This is a genomic window from Amycolatopsis sp. NPDC051373, assembly GCF_040689465.1.
In the GTDB taxonomy this organism is placed as follows: domain Bacteria; phylum Actinomycetota; class Actinomycetes; order Mycobacteriales; family Pseudonocardiaceae; genus Amycolatopsis.
Window position 1 is genome coordinate 171,667 of the sequence record NZ_JBFBAE010000008.1, and the last position, 21,449, is coordinate 193,115.

At 69.5% G+C, this 21,449-nt stretch carries 20 protein-coding genes and 1 pseudogene; 15 read left to right on the plus strand and 6 right to left on the minus strand.

The window, feature by feature from the left end:
• Window positions 1-115: 115 nt before the first annotated feature.
• Both AB0383_RS16960 and AB0383_RS16965 read left to right on the plus strand, forming a co-directional pair.
• On the plus strand, window positions 116-694 hold the full coding sequence (locus AB0383_RS16960) for a helix-turn-helix domain-containing protein (RefSeq protein WP_366187791.1): 579 nt from the start codon (window positions 116-118) through the stop codon (window positions 692-694).
• 193 nt (window positions 695-887) lie between these two features.
• Complete coding sequence (locus AB0383_RS16965; protein WP_366187895.1) at window positions 888-1,643, plus strand: methyltransferase domain-containing protein; 756 nt, start codon at window positions 888-890, stop codon at window positions 1,641-1,643.
• 366 nt (window positions 1,644-2,009) lie between these two features.
• Here the strand turns inward: AB0383_RS16965 and AB0383_RS16970 are convergent, their stop codons facing one another.
• Complete coding sequence (locus tag AB0383_RS16970) at window positions 2,010-2,603, minus strand: hypothetical protein (protein ID WP_366187792.1); 594 nt, start codon at window positions 2,601-2,603, stop codon at window positions 2,010-2,012.
• Window positions 2,604-2,981: 378 nt separating this feature from the next.
• On the minus strand, window positions 2,982-3,197 hold the full coding sequence (locus tag AB0383_RS16975) for a hypothetical protein (protein WP_366187793.1): 216 nt from the start codon (window positions 3,195-3,197) through the stop codon (window positions 2,982-2,984).
• Window positions 3,198-3,580: 383 nt separating this feature from the next.
• Here AB0383_RS16975 and AB0383_RS16980 point away from each other — a divergent pair, with 383 nt between their 5' ends.
• From AB0383_RS16980 to tal, 3 genes are all read left to right on the plus strand, one after another.
• Entirely contained in the window at window positions 3,581-4,246 is a 666-nt protein-coding gene (locus tag AB0383_RS16980) for an HAD family hydrolase (protein WP_366187794.1), read from the plus strand.
• Between the two features lie 183 nt (window positions 4,247-4,429).
• Window positions 4,430-6,541, plus strand: coding sequence for a transketolase (tkt, locus tag AB0383_RS16985; protein WP_366187896.1), 2,112 nt, complete (start codon window positions 4,430-4,432; stop codon window positions 6,539-6,541).
• Window positions 6,542-6,588: 47 nt separating this feature from the next.
• Window positions 6,589-7,689, plus strand: a complete 1,101-nt coding sequence (gene tal, locus AB0383_RS16990) for a transaldolase (RefSeq protein WP_366187795.1) — start codon at window positions 6,589-6,591, stop codon at window positions 7,687-7,689.
• 535 nt (window positions 7,690-8,224) lie between these two features.
• On the opposite strand, the gene AB0383_RS16995 is transcribed toward tal, so the two are convergent.
• Window positions 8,225-8,815 (minus strand): hypothetical protein, encoded by a 591-nt coding sequence (locus tag AB0383_RS16995; protein WP_366187796.1) that lies wholly within the window; start codon window positions 8,813-8,815, stop codon window positions 8,225-8,227.
• A gap of 211 nt (window positions 8,816-9,026) precedes the next feature.
• Between AB0383_RS16995 and AB0383_RS17000 the strand changes: the two genes are divergently transcribed.
• The gene (locus AB0383_RS17000) at window positions 9,027-10,211 is read left to right on the plus strand and encodes a lipase family protein (protein ID WP_366187797.1); all 1,185 of its coding nucleotides are present in this window, start codon (window positions 9,027-9,029) and stop codon (window positions 10,209-10,211) included.
• Between the two features lie 64 nt (window positions 10,212-10,275).
• On the opposite strand, the gene AB0383_RS17005 is transcribed toward AB0383_RS17000, so the two are convergent.
• A complete protein-coding gene (locus AB0383_RS17005; protein WP_366187798.1) occupies window positions 10,276-10,551 on the minus strand; it encodes a hypothetical protein in 276 nt (91 codons plus the stop codon).
• Window positions 10,552-10,967: 416 nt separating this feature from the next.
• Between AB0383_RS17005 and AB0383_RS17010 the strand changes: the two genes are divergently transcribed.
• A complete protein-coding gene (locus AB0383_RS17010) occupies window positions 10,968-11,192 on the plus strand; it encodes a hypothetical protein (RefSeq protein ID WP_366187799.1) in 225 nt (74 codons plus the stop codon).
• A gap of 257 nt (window positions 11,193-11,449) precedes the next feature.
• On the opposite strand, the gene AB0383_RS17015 is transcribed toward AB0383_RS17010, so the two are convergent.
• The gene (locus tag AB0383_RS17015; protein WP_366187800.1) at window positions 11,450-12,394 is read right to left on the minus strand and encodes an ABC transporter substrate-binding protein; all 945 of its coding nucleotides are present in this window, start codon (window positions 12,392-12,394) and stop codon (window positions 11,450-11,452) included.
• A gap of 289 nt (window positions 12,395-12,683) precedes the next feature.
• On the opposite strand from AB0383_RS17015, the gene AB0383_RS17020 reads away from it, so the two are divergent.
• From AB0383_RS17020 to AB0383_RS17045, 6 genes and pseudogenes are all read left to right on the plus strand, one after another.
• On the plus strand, window positions 12,684-12,956 hold the full coding sequence (locus tag AB0383_RS17020; protein WP_366187801.1) for a hypothetical protein: 273 nt from the start codon (window positions 12,684-12,686) through the stop codon (window positions 12,954-12,956).
• Between the two features lie 423 nt (window positions 12,957-13,379).
• Window positions 13,380-13,856 (plus strand): annotated as a pseudogene (locus AB0383_RS17025) (DNA ligase); the annotation flags it as partial.
• A gap of 251 nt (window positions 13,857-14,107) precedes the next feature.
• Window positions 14,108-14,287, plus strand: coding sequence for a hypothetical protein (locus AB0383_RS17030; protein WP_366187897.1), 180 nt, complete (start codon window positions 14,108-14,110; stop codon window positions 14,285-14,287).
• Window positions 14,288-14,724: 437 nt separating this feature from the next.
• Window positions 14,725-15,165, plus strand: coding sequence for a CBS domain-containing protein (locus AB0383_RS17035; protein WP_366187802.1), 441 nt, complete (start codon window positions 14,725-14,727; stop codon window positions 15,163-15,165).
• Between the two features lie 16 nt (window positions 15,166-15,181).
• Window positions 15,182-16,471 (plus strand): ArsB/NhaD family transporter, encoded by a 1,290-nt coding sequence (locus AB0383_RS17040; RefSeq protein ID WP_366187803.1) that lies wholly within the window; start codon window positions 15,182-15,184, stop codon window positions 16,469-16,471.
• 609 nt (window positions 16,472-17,080) lie between these two features.
• Complete coding sequence (locus AB0383_RS17045; RefSeq protein WP_366187898.1) at window positions 17,081-17,410, plus strand: hypothetical protein; 330 nt, start codon at window positions 17,081-17,083, stop codon at window positions 17,408-17,410.
• Between the two features lie 548 nt (window positions 17,411-17,958).
• On the opposite strand, the gene AB0383_RS17050 is transcribed toward AB0383_RS17045, so the two are convergent.
• Window positions 17,959-18,663, minus strand: coding sequence for a metalloregulator ArsR/SmtB family transcription factor (locus AB0383_RS17050; protein WP_366187804.1), 705 nt, complete (start codon window positions 18,661-18,663; stop codon window positions 17,959-17,961).
• Between the two features lie 98 nt (window positions 18,664-18,761).
• Between AB0383_RS17050 and AB0383_RS17055 the strand changes: the two genes are divergently transcribed.
• Window positions 18,762-20,135 (plus strand): MBL fold metallo-hydrolase, encoded by a 1,374-nt coding sequence (locus AB0383_RS17055; RefSeq protein ID WP_366187805.1) that lies wholly within the window; start codon window positions 18,762-18,764, stop codon window positions 20,133-20,135.
• Entirely contained in the window at window positions 20,132-21,448 is a 1,317-nt protein-coding gene (locus tag AB0383_RS17060; RefSeq protein WP_366187806.1) for an MFS transporter, read from the plus strand. The genes AB0383_RS17055 and AB0383_RS17060 overlap by 4 nt, the downstream gene beginning before the upstream one ends.
• Window position 21,449: the final 1 nt, after the last annotated feature.

Consider the following 21,449-nt stretch of genomic DNA (forward strand, 5'->3'; position numbering starts at 1 on the left):
GTTGCAGTATGCAACACTTGCCGTGAGTAACAGCTGGCGGCCCACGCTACGGTCCGCCTGCGTCGACGACGTCGCCGCGCGGATCAAGCAGCGTGGCGGCCAGAGGAGGAGCCCCATGGTTGGCGTGCGCCAATTCGACGAGCGCGTGACCCTCGACCGCGCCCTGGACCTCTTCACCGAACGCGGCTTCCGCGCCACAACGATGCCCGACCTCGCCACCGCCACCGGCGTCCAGCGCGGCTCCCTCTACCACGCCTACGGCGGCAAAGAGGAGATTTTCCTGCTCGCCTTCGGCGCGTACACCTCCCGCTTCCTCGCCGGCGCAGAAGCAGCCTTGGACCGGCCAACGAAGCACGCTGCGGTGCGATCCTTCTTCGAGTACTGCATCCAAACTTTCACCGAGGGCCACCCCTCCTACGGCTGCCTCTCCACCCGCACTGCCGTCGAAGCGGCGAACGAGGTGCCCCGGGCAGAGTCCGCAGTCCGCACCATGCTGAACGACCTGGAGACCATCGTCTTCATCAAACTGTCTGCTGTCGACGACGGCGCGTCCGCTGCAGTCGACTTGCGCGCAGCCGCCCGCCTGATCGTCACCACAACCCGCGGCCTCGCGGTGATGGAACGCGCGAAATACTCCCCGACCGAACTGAACGCGATCGCGGAAACCCTGGTGGCCTCTCTGTTCAGCCGCTGAGCCTGCCGGTTCTACAGCGAACCAAGCCGTGGTCGCTCGGCCGATCGGTTGGCGACTCGGCCCCGCCACGCCGCCGAGTCACAAGCGCATGGCTGGTGATGCCGTCCATGATCGGCTGTGGCGGGTCTCCGCCGAACTCACCGCCCTGGCCGATCACCTGGCAACTTTGTCACCGCTGGGGCGTCCTGTCAGCATGACGTCGACTTCGGAGAGCGGTGTGGTTGCTGCTGATCCTGCCCGGGAAAGCGGCTATGACGGTATCGCTGAGGGATATTCGGCCGAGAACGAGACCAACCTGATGAACGCCTACTACGAGCGGCCCGCGATGCTGGCCCTCGCTGGCGACGTGACCGGGCGGCGAATCCTCGACGCGGGTTGCGGCTCAGGGCCGCTGTTCGCCGCGCTACGCGATCGGGGCGCTGTCGTGACCGGTGTCGACGCGAGCGCAGGCATGGTGGAGCTGGCCCGGCGACGGCTGGGTGCCGAGGCCGACCTGCGGGTCGCCGATCTGGCTGATCCGCTGCCCTTCCCCGACGGTGAGTTCGACGACGTCGTCGGGTCCCTGGTGCTGCATTACCTGCAGGACTGGGGGCCGACGCTGGCCGAACTGCGACGCGTCCTCACCCCCGGCGGACGGCTCATCGTCTCGGTCGAACACCCCTTCGTCATCACCCTGATGCAGCGCGAGGCCGGGGAAAAACCCAACTACTTTCAGACCCGCAGCCGGACCGAAGAATGGGCGCTGGGCGGCCAGTCAACCAGGTTGATCTTCTGGGACCGCCCGCTGCACGCGATGACCGATGCCTTCACCGCGGCCGGCTTCCGCGTCAACGTCATCAGCGAGCCGCCGCCCGCGCCCGAAGCCCCCGAGTTGTTCCCCGACGAATTCCGGAAGTTCAGCGGCACGAGGTTCCTGGGCTTCCTCTTCTTCGTTCTCCAGGCCGACTGACCAGGGACAGCCACGGCATCGGTGGGCGGATCCGCTTGACCTGCGTCGACGTTGGATTCGGCGGCACATGCCCACCGATGCCCTCCCCGGCAATCACAGACCCCTGGCTAGCACCGGACCAGGGCCACGTGGAGCCGCTACGCCCCCGGTGACCACACACCGTCAGCTCCACGGAGAACCCGCGAACCTTGAATACGCGACCTCACCAGTCTCAACCCCTCACATGTCGGCGCAGGACGTCTTGCTGCACGAGGGCCGAGGCCGTGCCCGTAGGCGGACCGCACGGCCTCGGCCACCGTGGTCTTGCCCGATCCCGAGGGGCCGCGCAGCACGACGAGCGTGGTGTTTTCGTGCCCAGTCAGGGTGTCATGGGGTGGGTCCTTGGTCTGCAGGCGGAGAGAGGTTCTCGCCGGCGGTGATGAGGTCCGCGAGGGTGGGAACGGCACTATCGGCGAGGTGGTGGGCTTGGGTATCGCAGGCGCACGTCGGGCACCGGGTAGAGCTCGGCCGCGGCGCGCGGGCCTGGCCCAGGGTCAGCGGCACCGCCGGGTGCTCGGAGTCTGGCTTGAGCACGCCGAGGTTGCGCCGCTCGGTCGCCGGCAGCGCTGCGGCCACCTCGAAGGTAGTCGCGCCGCGCACGCGCATCTCCCGGTACCACGCGGCCACGGCGCCCAAGCGGGCCTTGCGGGTGTTCGGCGAGACGCCGGCGGCGTCCTGCACGGAGAGCCACGTGCGCAAGCCGTCGCGGGTCATGTCGGCGAGCGGGTTGAGCCCGGCCGCCGCGCACCAAGGGAAGAACGCGCTCGCCTCCGGCAGGGCCTGCACGTTGCGGTGGGTCGGTTCCCCGCGCCACAGCCGCTGGTCCGCGCGCGGGATGCCGAGCGCGTTGGCGTTGGCCTTCTTCGTGTTGGCTGAGGTGTAGGAGGTGTGCAGCCACACCGCCGCGGTGTCGATGACCACCCGGGCCCACGCCGGCTCCGCGTCCCGTCGACGACCAGCTCCCCACCGCCCGCGTCCGCGGCTGCCTCGGCGGCGCCCTCCTCGAGGACCAGCGTCGGCGGGTCAAGGTCGATCGGTGTGACCAAGAGTGGAACCAGGTCGCGATGGTGGGCCTCGAGCTGGGTTGCCATCGCGTCCAGTGCCAGGGCGAGTGGGTCTGGCGCCGGCACCCGCAGCGCGGCCGCGGCCGCACTGCGCAGCGCTGCCGCCGCGTCGGCCACGAGATTGCGCCGCTCGACCAATCGGGCGCGGGAGACCGCGCGGGAGTCGACGTCGACGGGCCTGCGGCCACCGGGCTGATCGGTCTGGTGTGGACGGCTGTTCGTCATCGCGGCAGCGTCAGGCCGGGAGTCTGTCGAGAGCCTGATTCACGCGCTGTTCTCGTTCGCTGTCGGCTTGGGTGGGAGCGAACGAGAACAGCGCGAGGCGCACGCGCGTGGGCGTGGGCGTGTCACGATGCGGGCACAGACGCCAGTTCGCGAGGGTGGGGCTGTCGACGATGCACTCGAACGTTGTGTTCGGTTGCTGGACGTGCCGGGCGATGGCGTCCTGCACGACGGACGCTGTCGACGGATCGGACAAGCCCGAGAACCCGCCGATACCCGCGAGGGCGTCAACGACGGCAGTTGCATAGGTCGCGCGTTGGCACCTGGACGTGCGCACTCGTGCGGTTCGGCTGAAAGGACGTCGCATTGCGGCAGGGGTGGCGTTCGACGGCGCCCGCGGCGTCGTCGGGTCCGAGTTGCATGCCGTCAGTCTCGCAGAACTCTGTCAAAACCCGCGGTAGTTGTGAGAGGTGTTATGCGAATCGCGACCTGCGGATCTCCGGCCCGGATCGGCCGGTTCGCAGAACTCGCACAACTGACCGTTTATGAGAATCCATTGATGGCCGCTGGAGACATGCGGTTGGACATGGGGATGGCGGGTAGCCGTCGAGTGTGACTGAGTCTGCCATCGCCGTTGTGGACATCGACGGAACGCTCATCGATTCCAACTACCAGCACGCGCTCGCCTGGTACCGGGCACTGCGTTCGGTGGGCGAGACCTACCCGGTGTGGCGGTTACACCGGCTGATCGGCATGGGCGGAGACCAAGTGCCCACGGCGGCGGGAGGCAAAGACCTGGAGCGGCGGGCGGGCGAGCGGGCTCGGGAGCAGCAGGGCAAGGAGGTCGACGCGCTGCTCGAGGAGATGGCGCCGTTGCCCGGCGCCCATGACCTGCTCGTGGCGATCAAGGAGCGCGGTCACCGGCTGGTGCTGGCCAGCTCTGGCCAGCAGCGCCACGTGGAGGTCTTCCTGGACAGACTGGACGTCCGCGACATCGCCGACGACTGGACCACCAGCACCGACGTCGAGGCCTCCAAACCAGCGCCGGACCTGCTACAGGTGGCGCTGAAGAAGCTAGGAGCGCCGCCCGACGCGTCGAGCGTGATGGTCGGCGACTCGGTGTGGGACGTCAAGGCGGCGAAAAGAGCCGGGATGCCGGCGATCGCCGTGCGCTCCGGCGGCTTTGGCGACGACGAGCTCCACGAGGCCGGTGCCATCGCCATCTACGACACTCCCGGCGACCTCGCGAAGGCGCTGGACGACACCCCACTCGCCTGATGCCCATGCCGCGCGCCTGAGCGTCCACCGCCTCACCCCGAGGGAGCACCGCAACCGATGACCGCCAACGAGACAGACCCAGCCACGGGGACGAAGAGCACCCGCCCCGAGGCCCCCGCCGAGGCTGCGAGCGACACGCCCACCGGCAACCCCGCCCAGCCACACCCGACCCTCCCCGAGGGGATGGGCGATCTCGATCGCCGCGCGATCGACACCGTGCGCGTGCTGGCGATGGACGCCGTGCAGAAGGTCGGCAACGGCCACCCCGGTACCGCGATGAGCTTGGCTCCGACGGCCTACCTGCTGTTCCAGGAGTGGCTGCGTCATGACCCGAGCGATCCGAACTGGGTCGGCCGCGACCGCTTCGTCCTGTCGATGGGGCACTCGAGTCTCACCCTCTACATCCAGCTCTTTTTCTCCGGCTACGGTCTGGAGCTCTCCGACCTGGAGGCGCTACGCACCTGGGGCTCCCTGACCCCGGGCCACCCCGAGGTCGACCACACACCCGGCGTGGAGACGACGACCGGCCCGCTGGGCCAGGGCGTCGGCAACGCCGTAGGCATGGCGATGGCCGCCCGCCGCGAGCGCGGCTTGATGGACTCCGACGCCGCCAACGGCGGGAGCGTGTTTGATCACACGGTGTGGGTGTTCGCCTCGGACGGCGACCTGGAGGAGGGCGTCAGCGGCGAGGCGTCGTCGCTGGCCGGCACCCAGGAGTTGGGGAACCTGGTTCTGGTCTACGACGCCAACCGGATCTCGATCGAGGACAACACCGATATCGCGTTCACCGAGGACGTCGGCAAGAGGTACGAGGCCTACGGCTGGCAGGTGCAGCACGTCGACGACGGCGAGGACCTGGCCGCGGTCGACCGCGCGCTGGCCGCCGCCAGGGCCGAGACCGGCCGCCCGTCGCTGATCGTGCTGCGGACGATCATCGGCTGGCCCTCGCCGAACAAGCAGAACACCGGTGCCGCCCACGGGTCGGCGCTGGGCGAGGACGAAGTTCGGGCGACCAAGGAGATCCTGGGCTTCGACCCCGACAGGACCTTCGAGGTCGCCCCGGAGGTGCTTGAGCACGCCCGCCTGGTCGCCGAGCGGGGCAAGCAGGCGCACGCCGAGTGGCAGCAACGCTTCGACGCGTGGCGGGCCGACAACCCGGATGGTGCCGCGCTGTTGGGCCGGCTGTCCACCCGCACACTGCCGGAGGGCTGGGCCGACGACCTGCCGACCTGGGACGCCGATCCGAAGGGCGTGGCCACCCGGAAGGCCTCCGGTGAGGTGCTTGCCGCCCTCTACCCGGTCCTGCCGGAGCTGTGGGGCGGTTCGGCCGACCTGGCGGAGAGCAACAACACTGCGGTCAAGGGGACGGCCTCCTTCCTGCCCGCGGACCGGCAGACCAAGATGTGGTCGGGCGGCCCGTACGGGCGCACGCTGCACTTCGGCGTCCGCGAACACGCCATGGGCGCGATCATGAACGGCATCGCGCTGCACGGCGGGACCCGCGTGTACGGCGGCACGTTCCTCACCTTCTCCGACTACATGCGCGGCGCGGTCCGGCTGGCCGCGCTCATGCAGCTTCCGGTCACCTACGTGTGGACACACGACTCCATCGGGCTGGGCGAGGACGGCCCCACCCACCAGCCGATCGAGCACTACGCGGCGCTGCGCGCCATCCCCGGGCTGGACTTCGTCCGCCCGGCCGACGCCAACGAGACCGCAGTGGCGTGGCGCACCATCCTGGAGCACAACGACCGGCCGGCCGGGCTCGCGCTGTCCCGCCAGAACCTGCCCGTCTTCGACCGCGCCGAGTTCGCGTCGGCCGAGGGCGTCGCCAGGGGCGGCTACATGCTGGCCGAAGCCTCCGGCGGCACGCCCGAGGTCATCCTGATGGGCACCGGCTCGGAGGTGCAGATCGCCGTCGCCGCCCGCGAGGCGCTGGAGGCTGACGGCGTTGCGACGCGCGTCGTGTCGCTGCCGTGCTGGGAGTGGTTCGCGGCCCAGAACCAGTCCTATCGCGAGCAGGTGCTGCCGCCCACGGTGCGGGCCCGGGTGAGCGTCGAGGCCGGCGTGCGCATGGGGTGGCGGGAGTTCGTCGGCGACGCCGGCCGGATCGTTGGCCTGAATCACTACGGCGCCAGCGCCGCCTACACCGTGCTCTACGAGCAGTTCGGGCTCACCGCCGACGCGGTCGTCGCCGCGGCGCGGGAGAGCCTTGCCGCCGTCGCGGCGCCGCCGCTCGCCCCCACCGGCCCCGACAGCGTCGGCGGCCCGCACACCCCCACCGGCGACCGCTGACCCGTCCAAATGCCCTGTCCGATCCTCCGAACTTGGAAGGCACTGCCATGACACAGAACGAGAAGTTGGCCGAGTTGTCGGGAGCCGGGGTCGCCGTCTGGCTCGACGACCTCTCCCGCGACCGCACCCGCAACGGCGATCTGCAGACGCTGGTCGACGACTACTCCGTTGTGGGCGTCACCACGAACCCGACAATTTTCGCCGCCGCAGTCAGCGGCTCGGACTCCTACGACGACCAGGTGCACGCGATGGCGGTTCGCGGGGTCAGTGTGGAGGAGGCGCTGCGGACCATCACCGCCGCCGATGTCCGCGACGCCTGCGACCTGCTCGCCCCGGTGGCGCGGCGCACCGGCCGTGACGGCCGGGTGTCGCTGGAGGTCTCGCCCCGGGTGGCGCACGACACCGATGCCACCGCCGCGGAGGCGGCGCACCTGTGGTGGCTGGTCGACCGGCCCAACCTGTTCATCAAGATCCCGGCGACGCAGGAAGGCATGGCCGCAATCACCACCTCCATCGCCGCGGGCATCAGCATCAACGTCACCCTCATCTTCAGCCCCGAGCGGTACAGGATGGTCATGGACGCGTACCTGTCCGGACTGGAGCAGCGCGTGCGGGACGGCGGGTCGCTGACCGGGATCGAGTCGGTGGCCTCCTTCTTCATCTCCCGCGTGGACACCGAGATCGACGAACGTCTGGACAAGGCCGGCGCGGACCCCGCCCTCAAGGGCAAGGCCGCGCTGGCGAACGCGCAGTTGGCCTACCAGTCCTACGAGGAGGTCTTTTCCTCCGACCGGTGGCGCGCGCTGCAAGGCCGGGGCGCCAGACCGCAGCGGCCGCTGTGGGCGTCGACCGGCGTGAAGAGCCAGGACTACCCCGACACCCGCTACATCAGCGACCTCATCGCGCCGGACACGGTGAACACCATGCCGGAGAAGACCCTGAAGGCCTACGCCGATCACGGCAGCCCCGGAACGCCCATCCAGCAGACCTACGACGAGGCGGCGAAGGTCATGAAGGCCGTCACCGAAGCCGGCGTCGACCTCGACGACGTCTTCAAAGTTCTTGAGGACGAGGGAATCCAGAAGTTCGTCGACTCCTGGGAGGAGCTCACCGAGTCAGTCCGCTCGGAGCTCCAGGACAAGAAATAAGCGACCCCACCAAGCACAGCAGGTGATTTGCCTTCCACATCCCGGTGGAACCGATTTCCGGTTTGCCCAGGTGCCGACGCCGCCGACCCCGCCGCCTACCTCGGCGCCGACGTCCTGCGCCGCACCCAGATCGCGAAGCCGTGGGCCGTGCTGCAGAGCTGGTCCACCGACCACGGCACCATCGTCATCGTCTGGAGCCTGGAGCCTGGAGCAGGACGTGGCGACCGAGCCGCAGATCCGCCCCCCGCCCCCGGCGCCGCGGTCTACCTGCGCGTCGGACCTGCGGTCGACTCGTCCGGACCTGAGCTGCGCACCGGGACCCAGCGGCGTTTGCGGCCCTTGCCGTTGATCCACAGCGCGGGTTTTCCGTCGGGGCCGGCGCGGTGGCAGGTCGCGCCGGTTGAGCGCGCACAGTTCTTGGGCACGGATGCCGGTGGTGGTGAGGATCGCGACGATCACCCGGTAGGGCCTTCGGGAAGCAAGCGCCGAATACAACGCTTGCTGTGAGGTTGAACCTGATGGCTATACGTTCGGGCTACTGGCGGGGAATCCATCCACGCACGGGAACGTGCCGCGGATTAGGCGTAACCACGAGATAGGTCGTCCCGACCACAACGAGCGCGGCGCGGACCAGCATCTGGGCCCGGGTGAACAGCCCGGCGAAATGCCCCGGGCCGAGCTGGGCGGCGGTGATCACCGCCGCCCAGGCCAGTACCACCAAGGCGAGGAACACCGTGGCCCACGCGCGCCAGCCGGGCGGCCACCACAGCACGAGGCTGAGCGCGCCGACGAGGGCCGCCAAGTTGGCCAGCAAGGGAAGAGCGGTCGTGCCGGGCCGCGCGACGTCGCCAAGCAGGGCGATGCCGAAGGCGCACAGCGAGCCCGCGGTCATCCGGGCCATCCAGTGCACGGGTGCGAGGCGCAGGAGCGGCGGGCCGGCGAGCGTGAAGGCCAGCCCGGAGACGCCGAGGGCGACGCGGAACACCGGCTGCACGGACAGCAGCTGTTCGACCGGTTGCTGCACCGGGGAGATCCCGGTCGGCAGCACGAACTCCAGCAGCCACGCGGAATAGGTCACCACGCCGATCCCGAGCAGGATCACCGCAGCCAGTCGCGCAGCACGCACCGGCACACCCTAAGCGAAGGTCCCCGGCATGTTGGTCACGCCGGGCGCGAGCACCATGCGAGTAGATGTGGATCACGTCGCCGGATGGCGGCATCCTCACACTGTGCGCACGAATACGTGCAGAATGCTGTCGGGTGTCTCCGCCGGGCCGCATGGGGGTGCCACCGATCATGGGACTGAGTGAGATGGGGATACGGTGCACCGTTCTGTTGTGACGAGCCTGCTGGGCCTGGCCGCGCTGGTCGCGGCGGTGCTGTCGCCGCCGGCGGCGTCGGCCGTACCGGCGGACTTCTACCAGGCGCCGTCGCCGCTGCCTTCCGGCGCGCCCGGCGCGGTGATCCGCACCCAACCGGCGCCGGTCCTCGCGACCGCGTTGACCGCAACGGCCACCACGGTCATGTACCACTCCCGCGACGCCCGCGACGCCGACATCGCGGTCACCGGCACGGTGTTCACCCCCAAGCTGCCGTGGCTCGGCGCCGGCCCCCGGCCGTGGGTGGACCTCGCGGTCGGCACCCAGGGCCTTGGGCAGCAGTGCGCGCCGTCCAAACAATTCGCCACCTCCACCGAGCAGGAACTCGAACCTCTCGAGCTGCTGCTGGCCCAGGGCTGGGGCGTCGTGGTCAGCGACTACGAGGGCTACACCACCGGTTCCAGCCCGACCTACGTCGCCGGGGTCTCCGAGGCGCACACCGTGCTGGACATGGCCCGCGCCGCCTCCGCGATCCCCGGAACGGGCATCTCCCCGGCGACCCACTGGGCCACCATGGGCTACTCCCAGGGCGGCGGCGCGTCGAGCTGGGCGGCGTCACTGGCCCCCTCCTACGCCCCGGACCTCACGCTGATCACCGACGTGTCCGGCGGTGTGCCGGCCGACGTCCAGAACGTGGCCGAGTCACTGGACGGCAGCCTGATCGGCGAGGGTTTGCAGCTGTACGCGCTGACCGGCCTGCAGCAGGCCTACCCCGGCCGCTTCCCGCTCGATGACTCCCTCACGGCCGCGGGCAAGGCCACGGAGGCGTCGTTGAAGACCCAGTGCGTGGTGCAAACCCTCGCCAGCTTCCCGCTGAAAAAGTTCACCGACTACTCCACCGGCGAGACGATCCAGCAGTTCGACACCCGCCCCGACGTCGCCGCCGTCTACGCAGACAACAACCTCATCACCCGACCCGCACCGACCGTGCCCGTGTTCCAGTACCACGCCGCCCTCGACGAAATCGTGCCTCTCGGCCAAGCACGCACCCTGAACCACACCTGGTGCACCGAAGGTGTCCGCACCGTGTTCACCACCGTGCCCGGAGACCACATCACCGGCGAAACCACCGGCCTGCCCGCCGCCATCGCCTGGCTGAGCGACCGATTCGCCGGACGACCCGTGCCCACCACCTGCCCCTGACAACCACCAAGCAGCGAAACCGGCCGGCGGTGACCCGGCAAGAACCACCCGCGAAACCGTAGCGTCACCGCTGCTCTTCGATGCCGGGGTCCATGGCTCGTATGACGTCGAAGACGGGTAGACCGTTGGCGCGTGCCAGAGCGGCCCAGGACTGCGCCAGCCCGGTCTTGCCGTGGTGGTGGTAGATCGCGGCGAGGTACGTGGCACTCTCGCCGAACCCGTGCGCGGCGGCGACGAGCAGCCGCCACTCGGCTAGTTCCAGGTCTCCGTCCTGGAACGCGGCTCGGCCGTCCTTGAATGCCTTCTCGGCCGCTTCGAGGGCGGCGAGCTCGGCGTCCATGCGGGCCAACTCGGCCGGTGTCAGACTCGCCAGCCGCTTCTGCGCCCTCCTGGCGAATCGGCGGGGCCAGAGTTCATCGCCAGCATGCTCCGGCGCGTGCAGCAACTCGGTTACCTCGTCCCGCCCGGTGGGGTTGTCGGTCACAAACGGAAATTCCAGCGCATGCCCCACCGTGGCTCGTCCCCGGGGTGATCCGAACCCGAGCGGATCGCCCACAGGGCCGCCGCGCCGGCAGACGGCTCAGCCGAACCGACCTCAGCAACGAAAATCGCCCTCGTATCCACACGCAACCGCACGACGCAGAGGGCGGCTCGCGCACCCCGCGAACACGAGCTCAGCTCATCAGGTACGGGCGACGACACATCCTGGCCCGCTCGCGACGCTGACACCGAGGGGAAACCCCGGAGGATGCTGTGTTGGAGTCCCACTACGTGTTTCGCGTGTCGGGCCGCCTGTCCGACCGTGCCGCCCACGCCGTCGTCGGGTTTGGCGAGTTGGAAGTCGCCGCCGCCCCACTCGAGACGATCATCTACTGCCACGTCCCCGACGAGGAACACCTGCATTGTCTGCTGGCCCTGTTCCGCGTCTTGGGCCTCGACATGGTGTCCCTGCAGCAAGTCCCGAGATCTCCGGCTGCGTGACGCCGCGGCGATCGGCGCTCGCTGATCGGGCGCCGGGTGGCTGGCAGGCCGTGCACTCTTCGACACCGTCCCCGACGCGCTGGCCGGCCAGGACTGACGCCCAGGCAGCGCGCCGACCACCTACCTGGACCTGGCGCGCAGCGCCCGGACGGGGGCGAAGAGGCCGGCACAGCGACACCGTCCACCTGGTTAGGATCGGCTCACGCGCGGGCGCGCGTACGCCGCACGTGCGAGAACCCGCGGCCTCCTGACTAGCGTCAGGAAGCCGGGTTGATCTCCGAGGTGGTCACCGTGCCCGCGCCGGACAGACCCCACTTGTCGAGGATCTTCTTGTACGTGCCGTCGTCGATCAGCGCCTGAACGGCCTGCTGAACGGCCTTCGAGTAGTCGCCGCTGTCCTTCTTGAGCACGATGCCGTAGGGCGCGGTGTCGTACGGCGCGCCGACGACGTCCAGCCGCCCGCCGGTCTGCTTCACCGCGTAGTCGATCACCGGGGAGTCGGCCAGCTCACCCTGCACGCGCTTGGCCGTCAGCGCCAGGTTCACGTCCGTCTGGGCCTGCAGCTGCGTGACGTCGATGGCCGGCTTGCCCGCCTTGGTGCAGGCGTCCGAGCGCGTCTGCAGGTCCTCGACCTGCGTGGTGCCCTTCTGCACGCCCATCTTCTTGCCGCACAGGTCGTCGAGGTTCAGCCCGTCCGGGTTGCCCTCCAAGGCGGCGAGCGCGGTGCCGGCCTTGTAGTAGCTGACCATGTCGACCGTCTGGAGCCGCTCGGGGTTGATGCTGAACGACGACATCGCGAGCTCGTACTTGCCGGCCTGGATGCCCGGGATGATGCCGTCGAACGCGGAGTTCTGGAACTCCATCTTCAGCCCCAGCTTCTGCCCGATCGCGGTGCCGAGGTCGACGTCGAAACCGGTGACCTTGCCCGACTCGTCCTGGAACTCGTTCGGCGGGTAGCTCTGGTCCTGACCGACAAGGATCTTGCCGTCGCTGGTGACCGACGCCGGCACCATCGCGGCGAGCTTGGCGTCCTTGGCAACCGCCGGGATGTCCGACGAGCCTCCCGCTGCCGCGGCGGAAGAGCTGTTGCTGCTCCCCGCGTCACCGGCGCCACTTCCACCTGCGCCGCAGGCCACGGTCAGGCCGACCAGCGCGAAAGCCGGGAGAAGGGCGAGCGCCTTCATCTGGTGTCCTCGAGCCACTTCGTCACTCCTCGTAGTCCTCACGGGCGAACCTGAAAACGCTGGTGAACTCGGTGGAGAAACGCGAGGCCGGTACCCGCATGACGTCGCCAGGGACCGCGCCCCCCGCGCGGGGGAGGCGTATTCATCAGGTGCCCCAGCGTCGACACGCCGCGCCGGGCGCAGGAGCGCCTCGGTAGTCGTCAGGGTGTAGCGGCCGCCGTCGGGCGAGGTATTAGGGGTCAGGCTGCAGCGCGGGCGTAGCGCTGCAGCCTGAGGCGACGACTCAACCGCCAGGAGGACCATCGAGATGACCCTGTGCTCAGGCTTCACCGAGACGACGCCGGCGCCGCGTTCGCGCAGCGTGAGCCGCATGTTTGCGCATGCCGGCGACGTGGCTCAGCAACCCGCCGGGCTCCGGCACGCAGTACGCGGCCAGGCCGACTATCCATTGTGCGACAGCACGTTGCGCATCGTGATCCGCATGGCGCCGTTCGGACCCCAGGTCGGCGGCATGAACCTCAGGACGTGCCCGCGCTGCGCGGCGCTGGCCGCCGACGTGCTGAACGCCGAACCGACGTAGAACCGGCATCGTCGGCGTCGACGCCCCGGGCCGCCCGGCCATGGTGTCCGTGACGGGTCAGAAGTCCGACCGTCCTTGTCGCGTTGGCAGTGTCCTTGGTGTCGTGGATGTTCGTGGCCGGCTGCTGTCCGAGGGCCGGTGCCCCCGGCAACCGTTGGCGCGGCGGTACCCGCCCGGCAGCCCCGCGAAACCACCCGACGGGGCTGTTGACCTGCACGTTTCCCACCGGCGGCGGGCGGACTGGCGGGTTAGGCTCGCACCAGATGCCGCCGGGCGCAGGCTGCCCGGCGACCGGCGAGCCGGGGAGGTCCGATGGCCAAGCGCACGCCGGGCGACCGGTCCCTGGTGCCCGGCTACGTGGAGCCGATGCTGGCCACCGCAGACGGGGGCCGGACACGCTCCTTACCTGCGACATTGGAGAACATGGACACTCGGGCACCGTCCCGAACCCGACGGGACTCCACCTGCTACCGCTCGATCACGCGGGTCGCCGCAGACGGCACGACCGTGCTGACCAGCCGCAACAACAACGACTTCACCGGCCGCTACCCCGAACTGGCCGGTGCGATGGCCGATGCGCTCGACGAACGGCGCGCGGTGCTCGACGGCGAGATCGTCGCTCTCGACGACGCGGGCCGACCCGACTTCGGGCTGCTGCAAAACCACGACACCAGCGGACGGGCGGTCGCCTACTTCGTGTTCGACATCCTGCAGCTGGGCGACGACGTCCTGCTCGAGCGGCCCTACGACGAGCGCCGGAAGGTCTTGGAGGGGATCGAGCCGTCGGACAAGAATCTCGTCGCGATCACCCCCTCCTACAGCCACGCCGACCTCTCGGCCACCGGCATGACCCCGCAGGACCTGCTCGATGTCGCGGCGACCAGCGGCCTCGAGGGCTTGGTCGTCAAGGTCCGGACCTCGAAGTACCGGCCGGGCCGGCGCAGCCCGGAGTGGTTGAAGCACCCGCTGATCCAGACGCTCGAGGTCGTGATCGGTGGCTGGCGCCCGGGCCAGGGCAGCCGCGACGGTCTGCTCGGCGGGCTGCTGCTCGGCGCGCACGATCGCGACACCGGCGAGCTGCTCTACATCGGTGACGTCGGCACCGGCTTCAACCACCGGCCCTGCTCGACGCCCAGGAGAAACTCGCGCCGCTGGAGCGCGCGCAGAGCCCGTTCGCGAACGAGGTACCGCGCGACCGCGTCCGCGGCGCCCGCTGGGTCGCCCCGACGCTGGTCGGCGAGGTCGTCACCGCCAGTTCACCCCGCGCGAACACCGCCTGCGCCACACCGCGTGGCGGGGCTGGCGCCCGGACAAGACGCCGGCCGAGGTGAAAGTTCCGTTATTGCAGTGAATGCAACACATTTCCAGCTGGGCTATCGCGCTCCGCCCAGGTGACGCGGAACCGGCCGTCGGCCGCTGCCATTGGCCGATCGCCGAGACCTTGAGCTGGGTCCCGGCAACGGGGTTGCCTGCCCGGCCGTGTTCGGGATGTCACCGCTGCGGTTTGCCCCGGCCTTGTCTGTGCGGCATCTTTACGCGTGGAGTGCCGGGAAGTCTGGTCGGCCTGCTCGTGCCCAGCCGGGTGGCGAGCCGCTTGCTCGATCCCGGAGGAGTCGCATGCCGCTCGTTCCCGCATTCGACCTCACGCAGACTCACGGTCCTGTCCCGCTGATCGCTGGCTGTTCCCACCGGACGACGACGTGTCAAGAACGCGACAGGAGCGACTCGTGCCCCCGCGAGTTCCCACCGGTCGTCGTAGCCTGGCCGTATGCACGCCGCTCAGATGGTCGAGGACTACCCGGTCGTCGATCTGGATTCCGATGCGTTGGCCGCTGCTCGTCTCCTGGCGGAGCGAAGGCTGCCTGGGCTGGTGGTGACGGATGCGTCGGGTTGCCCGCAGTCGGTGCTGCCCGCATCAGAGGTGGTGCAGTTCCTGGTGCCCCCCTACGTGCAGGACGACCCGTCGCTGGCCGGAGTGCTGAACGAGTCGATGGCCGACCGGATCGCGGACAAACTCGGTGGCCGGAGGGTGCGGGAGCTGCTGCCGAAGGAGCCTGTGGAGCTGCCGCGGGTGGCTGCGGACGATACGGTCGTGGAGGTGGCCGCGGTGATGGCGCGGCTGCGGTGTCCGCTCGTGGCGGTCATGGAGGGCCGGACGCTGCTGGGCGTCGTGTCGGCCTCGCGACTGCTGGAGCTCGCGCTGCACTGACCCAGGCGGTGGCGCGGTGAGCACGGCCATCGCGGTCACGGTGTTCGTCGTCGCCTACATCTTCATCGCGACGGAGAAGCTCCCGAAGATGGCTGTGGCGCTGGCCGGTGCCGGTGTCGTGCTCGCGGCGGGTGTCAGCGGCTCGGCCGACGCGTTCTTCTCCGAGGACACCGGCGTCGACTGGAACGTGATCTTCCTCCTGCTCGGCATGATGATCATCGTCGGGATCCTGCGCCGCACCGGGGTGTTCGAGTACGTCGCGATCTGGGCCGCCAAGCGCGCCAAGGGATCCCCGCTGCGGATCATGATCCTGCTGGCGCTGATCACCGCGGTCGCGTCGGCGTTCCTCGACAACGTCACAACCGTGCTCCTGATCGCCCCGGTGACACTGCTGGTCTGCGACCGGCTCGACATCAAACCCGCGCCGTTCCTCATGGCCGAGGTCTTCGCGTCGAACATCGGCGGCACCGCGACGCTCATCGGCGACCCACCGAACATCATCATCGGCAGCCGCTCCGGACTGACGTTCAACGACTTCCTCATCAACCTCGCCCCCATCGTGGCGATCGAGCTGGTGATCCTGGTCCTGGTGCTGCCGTGGTTGTTCCGGGGCTCGTTCGACGTCGACCCGCGACGGGTCGCCGACGTGATGGCCCTGAACGAGCGCGAGGCCATCCACAAGCCCAAGCTGCTGCTCAAGTCCGGCGCCGTGCTGCTGCTGGTCTTCGCCGGCTTCGTGCTGCACTCCACACTCCACCTGGACCCGTCCGTGGTCGCCCTGCTCGGCGCCGGGCTGCTCGTTCTTGTGTCGGGCACCCAGCCCAAGGACTACCTGGCCGGGGTCGAATGGGAGACGTTGCTGTTCTTCGCCGGGTTGTTCATCATGATCGGCGCGCTGGTCAAAACAGGGGTCATCGGCACACTCGCTCGCCTGGCCGCAGACGCTACCGGTGGAAACGCGTTGGTCGCGGTGTTCTTGATCCTGGGCGTTTCGGCTCTGTTGTCGGGGGTCATCGACAACATCCCCTACGTGGCAACGATGAGCCCGCTCGTCCTCGCGCTCACGAACGACATCCCGGATCCGTCGCACTCGCAGGCCCTGTGGTGGTCGCTCGCCTTGGGCGCGGACTTCGGCGGCAACATGACCGCCGTCGGCGCCAGCGCCAATGTGGTCATGCTCGGCATCGCCGCCCGCGCCGGCTCGCCGATCTCGTTCTGGGAGTTCACCCGGAAGGGCACGATCGTCACCCTGATCACCGTTCTCGTGGCCGCGCCGTACCTGTGGCTGCGCTACTTTGTGCTGTAAGGAGCCCGCCAACCGACGCTCCGCCCCGGGGCCCAAGGGGGCGACCATGAACGATCTCGTGATCGCGGCCGGAATGATCGCGGCATTCGCTGTCGTGCTGCTCGTGGTCCGCCTCGCCAACCACAGATGGAGATGACCTGCCTCTCGCCGATCACCGCTACCGGAGCCGCCGGTGGCGCCAGCGCAGCAGGGCATGCTGGTAATCGTAAAACGAGCTACCCGGCCAAGATCCAGGTCCCAGCGGTAGGACACACCGACGAAGTTGATGTTCACGCTGCTGCGGTAGACGGTGAGCCTTCCCCGGGACAGGCTGGCCTCACCGAGCGCGCCAGTCGCTGCGGCGAGTGATTCCGGCGGCTGAGCATGTAGCCGCGTGTCCGCAGCTGGACAAGGCAATCGAGGCAATACTGCACGGATGAATAGTGGCCAGTTACCAGTATCCGTGCCCGAGCAGCCCGGCCGCGGCGGCGGGTGAGGCCGATGGCCGAGAAGAAGCTGAACGTGCAGGTCGGCGAGCGCCAGCTGGGGCTGTCCAACCTGGACAAGCCCCTGTACCCGAGCGGGTACACCAAGGGCGAGGTCGTGCACTACTAGTCGAGCATCGCCCCGATCCTGCTCCCCCACCTGCTTGGCCGACCGGTCACGATGGTCCGATTCCCGGACGGCACCGCCTCCGATCAGGCGTTCTTCGAAAAGAACCTGCCCCGCGGCACCCCGGACTGGATCCGCACCGCGGTCCTGCCCAGCTCCGGGGCCCGCAGCGGCCGCGGCCCGGGCACGATCGCCTACCCGCTGATCGGGGACCTGCCGAGCCTGGTGTGGGCGGCCAACCTCGCCGCCCTCGACCTGCACGTCCACCAGTGGACCGTCGGCCCCGATTCGCCACCACGTGCGCCGGACCGGCTCGTAACTCGGCGCCACGTCGGCCCGCGGTTCTGAGCCGCATTCCTTGATCAAGGACGTAGTGTCTTAGTCCGGATAAGGACCCCGCCCGGCCCGGGCTCGGACTTCTGGCACCCGAAACATTTCTTCGACGCCTGCTCGTCCTCGGCCACCCTGCACCCCTGTTCGTGTTCGTCGCGACGACGGTAGGCCGCGCCGCGCGGCGCCATGGGGCCCGACATGCCCTCGCGCGGTGTGGCGTTCACGGCATCTCGCGCCCGCGGCCCCGGCTCGTCGTCGTGCCACTCTTTGAGAACAACGTGACGATGGGCATGTTGCGATCAGCCCACGTCAGGCTATGTATACGAACACCGTTCGAGAGAGAACTTTGCTGCCGGCTCCCCACGGCGAAGTCGTAGTGGGAGCTGTCGATGGCCTTCAACTTGTGTGTAGGCGGTCACTGACCGGATCGTCCAGTACGGCATCGCGGCCTCGAAGACGCGCGGATCGACCGGCGTGGTGGCGTTGTAGTCCAAGCAGACCGGCCCGCCGGCCAGCCCCGGATGCCTATCGGTCGCGGCGGCCAGTTGGGTGGGCGTGCTCGGTCATGCGAGGTCCCCGGTGTTGACCGGCATGTCGGCCAGCCGCCACTCCAGCATGCCGTCGTCCAGCCGGACCGCACGGCGCCGGCGGTCGGTCAGCAGCCGCACCGCGTCGTAGGCCAGCACGCAGTACTCGCCCCGGCAGTACACGACGATGTCGGCTCCCTCGGGCAGTTCGTTGATGCGGTCCGCCAGTTCCTCCACCGGGACACTCAGCGCGCCCGGGATGTGACCGGCCCGGTACTCGTGTAGCGGCCGGACGTCCAGCACCACCACATCCCCGGCCGCCGCGCGCGCCTGCAACTGCTCACGGGTGATCTCCGCTGCGGGCGCGGCGCCGAGGTAGGCGTCACGCGCCGGCGGCACCGCCGGCTGATGGGTCTGGGCGACGGTGCGCAGCAACGCGAACAGCTGCGCGACGTCGTCGCCGGCGAGGCGATAGTGCACCCGCACCCCGTCCCGGCGGGTCGCGACGAAGCCCGCCTGCTTGAGCGTCTGCAGATGCGCCGACGCCGTCGTCAGGTTCAGTCCCGCCGCGGTGGCCAGCGCGTCTACCGTGCGCTCACCCTGCGCCAGCAGGTCGAGCAGTTCCAGGCGCTTGCCGTTGGCGAGTGCTTTCCCGCTGACCGCGAACGCCTCGTACAACCGCGCCTTGGCCGCCGCCTTCACCGAACCACCGTCCGGGCCAGCCGTGGTGTTCTCCACCATCTTCCCATCCTCCATAAATCTATGGATTAATGTATATCAGACGCTGGACACGTCACGCGGCACGCACGGGGCCCGCCCCGACGAGGTTGGAGAACGTTGTGAGCTTCACCGACGATCATCTGCTCCCGCTGGTCGACGAAGGACTCGGCAACAGCGCCTACCTGGTGGACCTGGGAGACGGCCGCGCGCTGGCCGTCGACGCCTCTCGGGATCTGCGGACCCTGAACGCCGCCGCGCGGCGGCGTGGCCTGCGGGTCACCTTCGCCGCCGACACCCACCTGCACGCCGATTTCCTCTCCGGCGCCGTGCAGCTCGGTCACGACACGGGAGCGACGGTGCTCGCCTCCGCGGCGGGAGGCCGGCTGTTCGACCACATCCCTCTGGCCGACGGTGACGAGGTCGATCTCGGCGGCCTGACACTGCGGGCTCTGGCGACCCCCGGCCACACCGACGAGCACCTGTCGTTCCTGCTGCTCGACGGCGAGCGCGAGCTCGGCGTGTTCACCGGCGGCTCGTTGATCGTCAATTCCGCGGCCCGCACGGACTTGCTCGGCCCGGCGCGGGCCGACCAGCTGGCACGCGCCCAGTACCGGTCGCTGCAGCGACTGATCACCCTGCCCGACGCTGTTGCCGTGTGGCCCACCCACGGCGCGGGATCGTTCTGCTCCGCCCCGCCGGGAATTGAACGCACGTCGACCATCGGCGACCAGAAGCGCGCCAACCCGTTGCTGGCGGCACCCGCCGAGGACGCGTTCGTCGGTGATCTGCTCGCCGGCCTCGGAACGTATCCGGCGTACTTCACCCGCCTGTCCGAGGCCAATCGCCGCGGCCCGGCAATCCTGGCCGGCACCCCGGCGCTGCCCGCGCTGCGCCCTGCCACTGTGCGGGCATTGCTCGCGGACGGGGCAACCGTCGTCGATGTCCGCCCCGCGGCCGACTTCGCCGCCGCCCACATTCCCGGCGCGGTGTCGATTCCATTGCGCGAGCAGTTCGCGACGTGGCTGGGCTGGCTGCTGCCCGAGACCACCCCGCTGGTATTCGTCCTCAACCCCGACCAGGACCCCGCCGACATCTCCTGGCAGTCCGCGAAAATTGGGTACGAACGGCTGGCCGGTCAGCTGGCGGTCGGCATCGCCGCCTGGACCGGGGACGGCGGCCAGGTGCGCAGCACCACTTTCACTACCGCCGCCCGCGCACCGACAGGGTCCTATGTGGACGTTCGTCAGGCACCGGAGTACCGCGCCGGTCACGTGCCGGGCGCGATCCACCTCGAACTCGGTGGCCTGACCGCACACGCCGCCGACGTCCCCGCCGGTGCCGTCGTGGCCTGCGGGCACGGTGAACGCGCCATGACCGCCGCCAGCCTCCTCGAGCGCGCCGGCCGCACCGATCTCACGGTGCTCGACGGCGGTCCCGGCGACTACACCCGCGCCCACGACCTGAGCCTCACCGGAGGAGCCGAGCCGTCGTGACCACAGCGGTGCGACTGGGCCTGCGCGAGAACTGGCTCCAATTCACCCTGCTGGTCATCGTCAACGTCTGCGTCGGCGGACTGGTCGGGCTGGAACGCACCACCGTGCCCCTGATTGGCACGGAGACCTTCGGCCTGACCAGCGACCTCGCGGTGTTCTCCTTCATCATCGCCTTCGGCATGACCAAGGCGTGCACCAACCTCGCCGCCGGGGCCCTGATCGCCCGGTTCACCCGTCGGCAGTTGCTGATCGCCGGCTGGTTGATCGGCATTCCCGTGCCGTTCGCCCTCGCCTGGGCACCATCGTGGGGTTGGATCATCGCGGCCAACGTGCTGCTCGGCCTCAACCAGGGCCTGACCTGGTCGATGACCGTCAACATGAAGATCGACCTCGTCGGCCCGGCTCGTCGCGGGCTGGCCACCGGCCTCAACGAAGCCGCAGGTTACGTCGCGGTCGGCGCCGTCGCCCTGCTCACCGGCTACCTCGCCGCCACCCACGGCCTTCGCCCCCTCCCCGAACTCATCGGGGTCGTCTTCGTCGCCGCGGGGCTGGGCCTGTCCCTCGTCGTGCGCGACACCGCCGCGCACGTCGCCCTGGAACTGTCCCACCACCCCGCACCCGCCGACGGCGCCCAATCCGCCGGCCTGGCCGCCACCTTCGCCCGCACCACCTGGCAGAACCGGTCCCTGCGCGGAGCCAGCCAGGCCGGCCTGGTCAACAACCTCAACGACGGGCTCACCTGGGGCGTGTTCCCGCTGCTGTTCACCCAGCACGGACTCGGCCTCGCCGCCGTCGGCCTCATCAAAGGCCTCTACCCCCTTTTGTGGGGGCTTGGCCAGATCCCCAGCGGGCACCTCTCCGACCGTATTGGCCGCAAACCCCTCATCGTCACCGGCATGCTCGTTCAAGCCGCCGGATTCGTGCTCGCGCTCGCCCTGCTCGCCGATCCCCTGCTCGCCGGGATCATCTCCGCCATCGCACTCGGCCTGGGCACCGCCATGGTCTACCCGACACTCATCGCGTCAATCTCCGACCACGCCCACCCCACCTGGCGCGCCAACGCACTCGGCACCTACCGCTTCTGGCGCGACACCGGCTACGCCGCCGGTGCCCTGCTCGCCGGCATCCTCGCCGACACCCTCGGCCTCAACACCACCGTCATTGCCGCCGCCATCCTCACCACCGCATCCGGCCTGCTCGCCGCCCGCTGGATCACCAACCCACGCCCCGCAACCGAAAACAGCCACCCACCGACACCAACCGGAACCGACCAGCAGCCAAACACGGAGCCCCCGAACCCCACGCCGTCCTGAG

Bases quoted from the DNA above. Each gene is read 5' to 3' on its own strand.
- AB0383_RS16960 (WP_366187791.1), top strand. From the start codon at position 116: ATGGTTGGCGTGCGCCAATTCGACGAGCGCGTGACCCTCGACCGCGCC.
- AB0383_RS16965 (WP_366187895.1), top strand. From the start codon at position 888: ATGACGTCGACTTCGGAGAGCGGTGTGGTTGCTGCTGATCCTGCCCGG.
- tkt (WP_366187896.1), top strand. From the start codon at position 4,430: ATGGGCGATCTCGATCGCCGCGCGATCGACACCGTGCGCGTGCTGGCG.
- tal (WP_366187795.1), top strand. From the start codon at position 6,589: ATGACACAGAACGAGAAGTTGGCCGAGTTGTCGGGAGCCGGGGTCGCC.
- AB0383_RS17005 (WP_366187798.1), bottom strand. From the start codon at position 10,551: ATGGACGCCGAGCTCGCCGCCCTCGAAGCGGCCGAGAAGGCATTCAAG.
- AB0383_RS17020 (WP_366187801.1), top strand. From the start codon at position 12,684: ATGACCCTGTGCTCAGGCTTCACCGAGACGACGCCGGCGCCGCGTTCG.
- AB0383_RS17035 (WP_366187802.1), top strand. From the start codon at position 14,725: ATGCACGCCGCTCAGATGGTCGAGGACTACCCGGTCGTCGATCTGGAT.
- AB0383_RS17050 (WP_366187804.1), bottom strand. From the start codon at position 18,663: ATGGTGGAGAACACCACGGCTGGCCCGGACGGTGGTTCGGTGAAGGCG.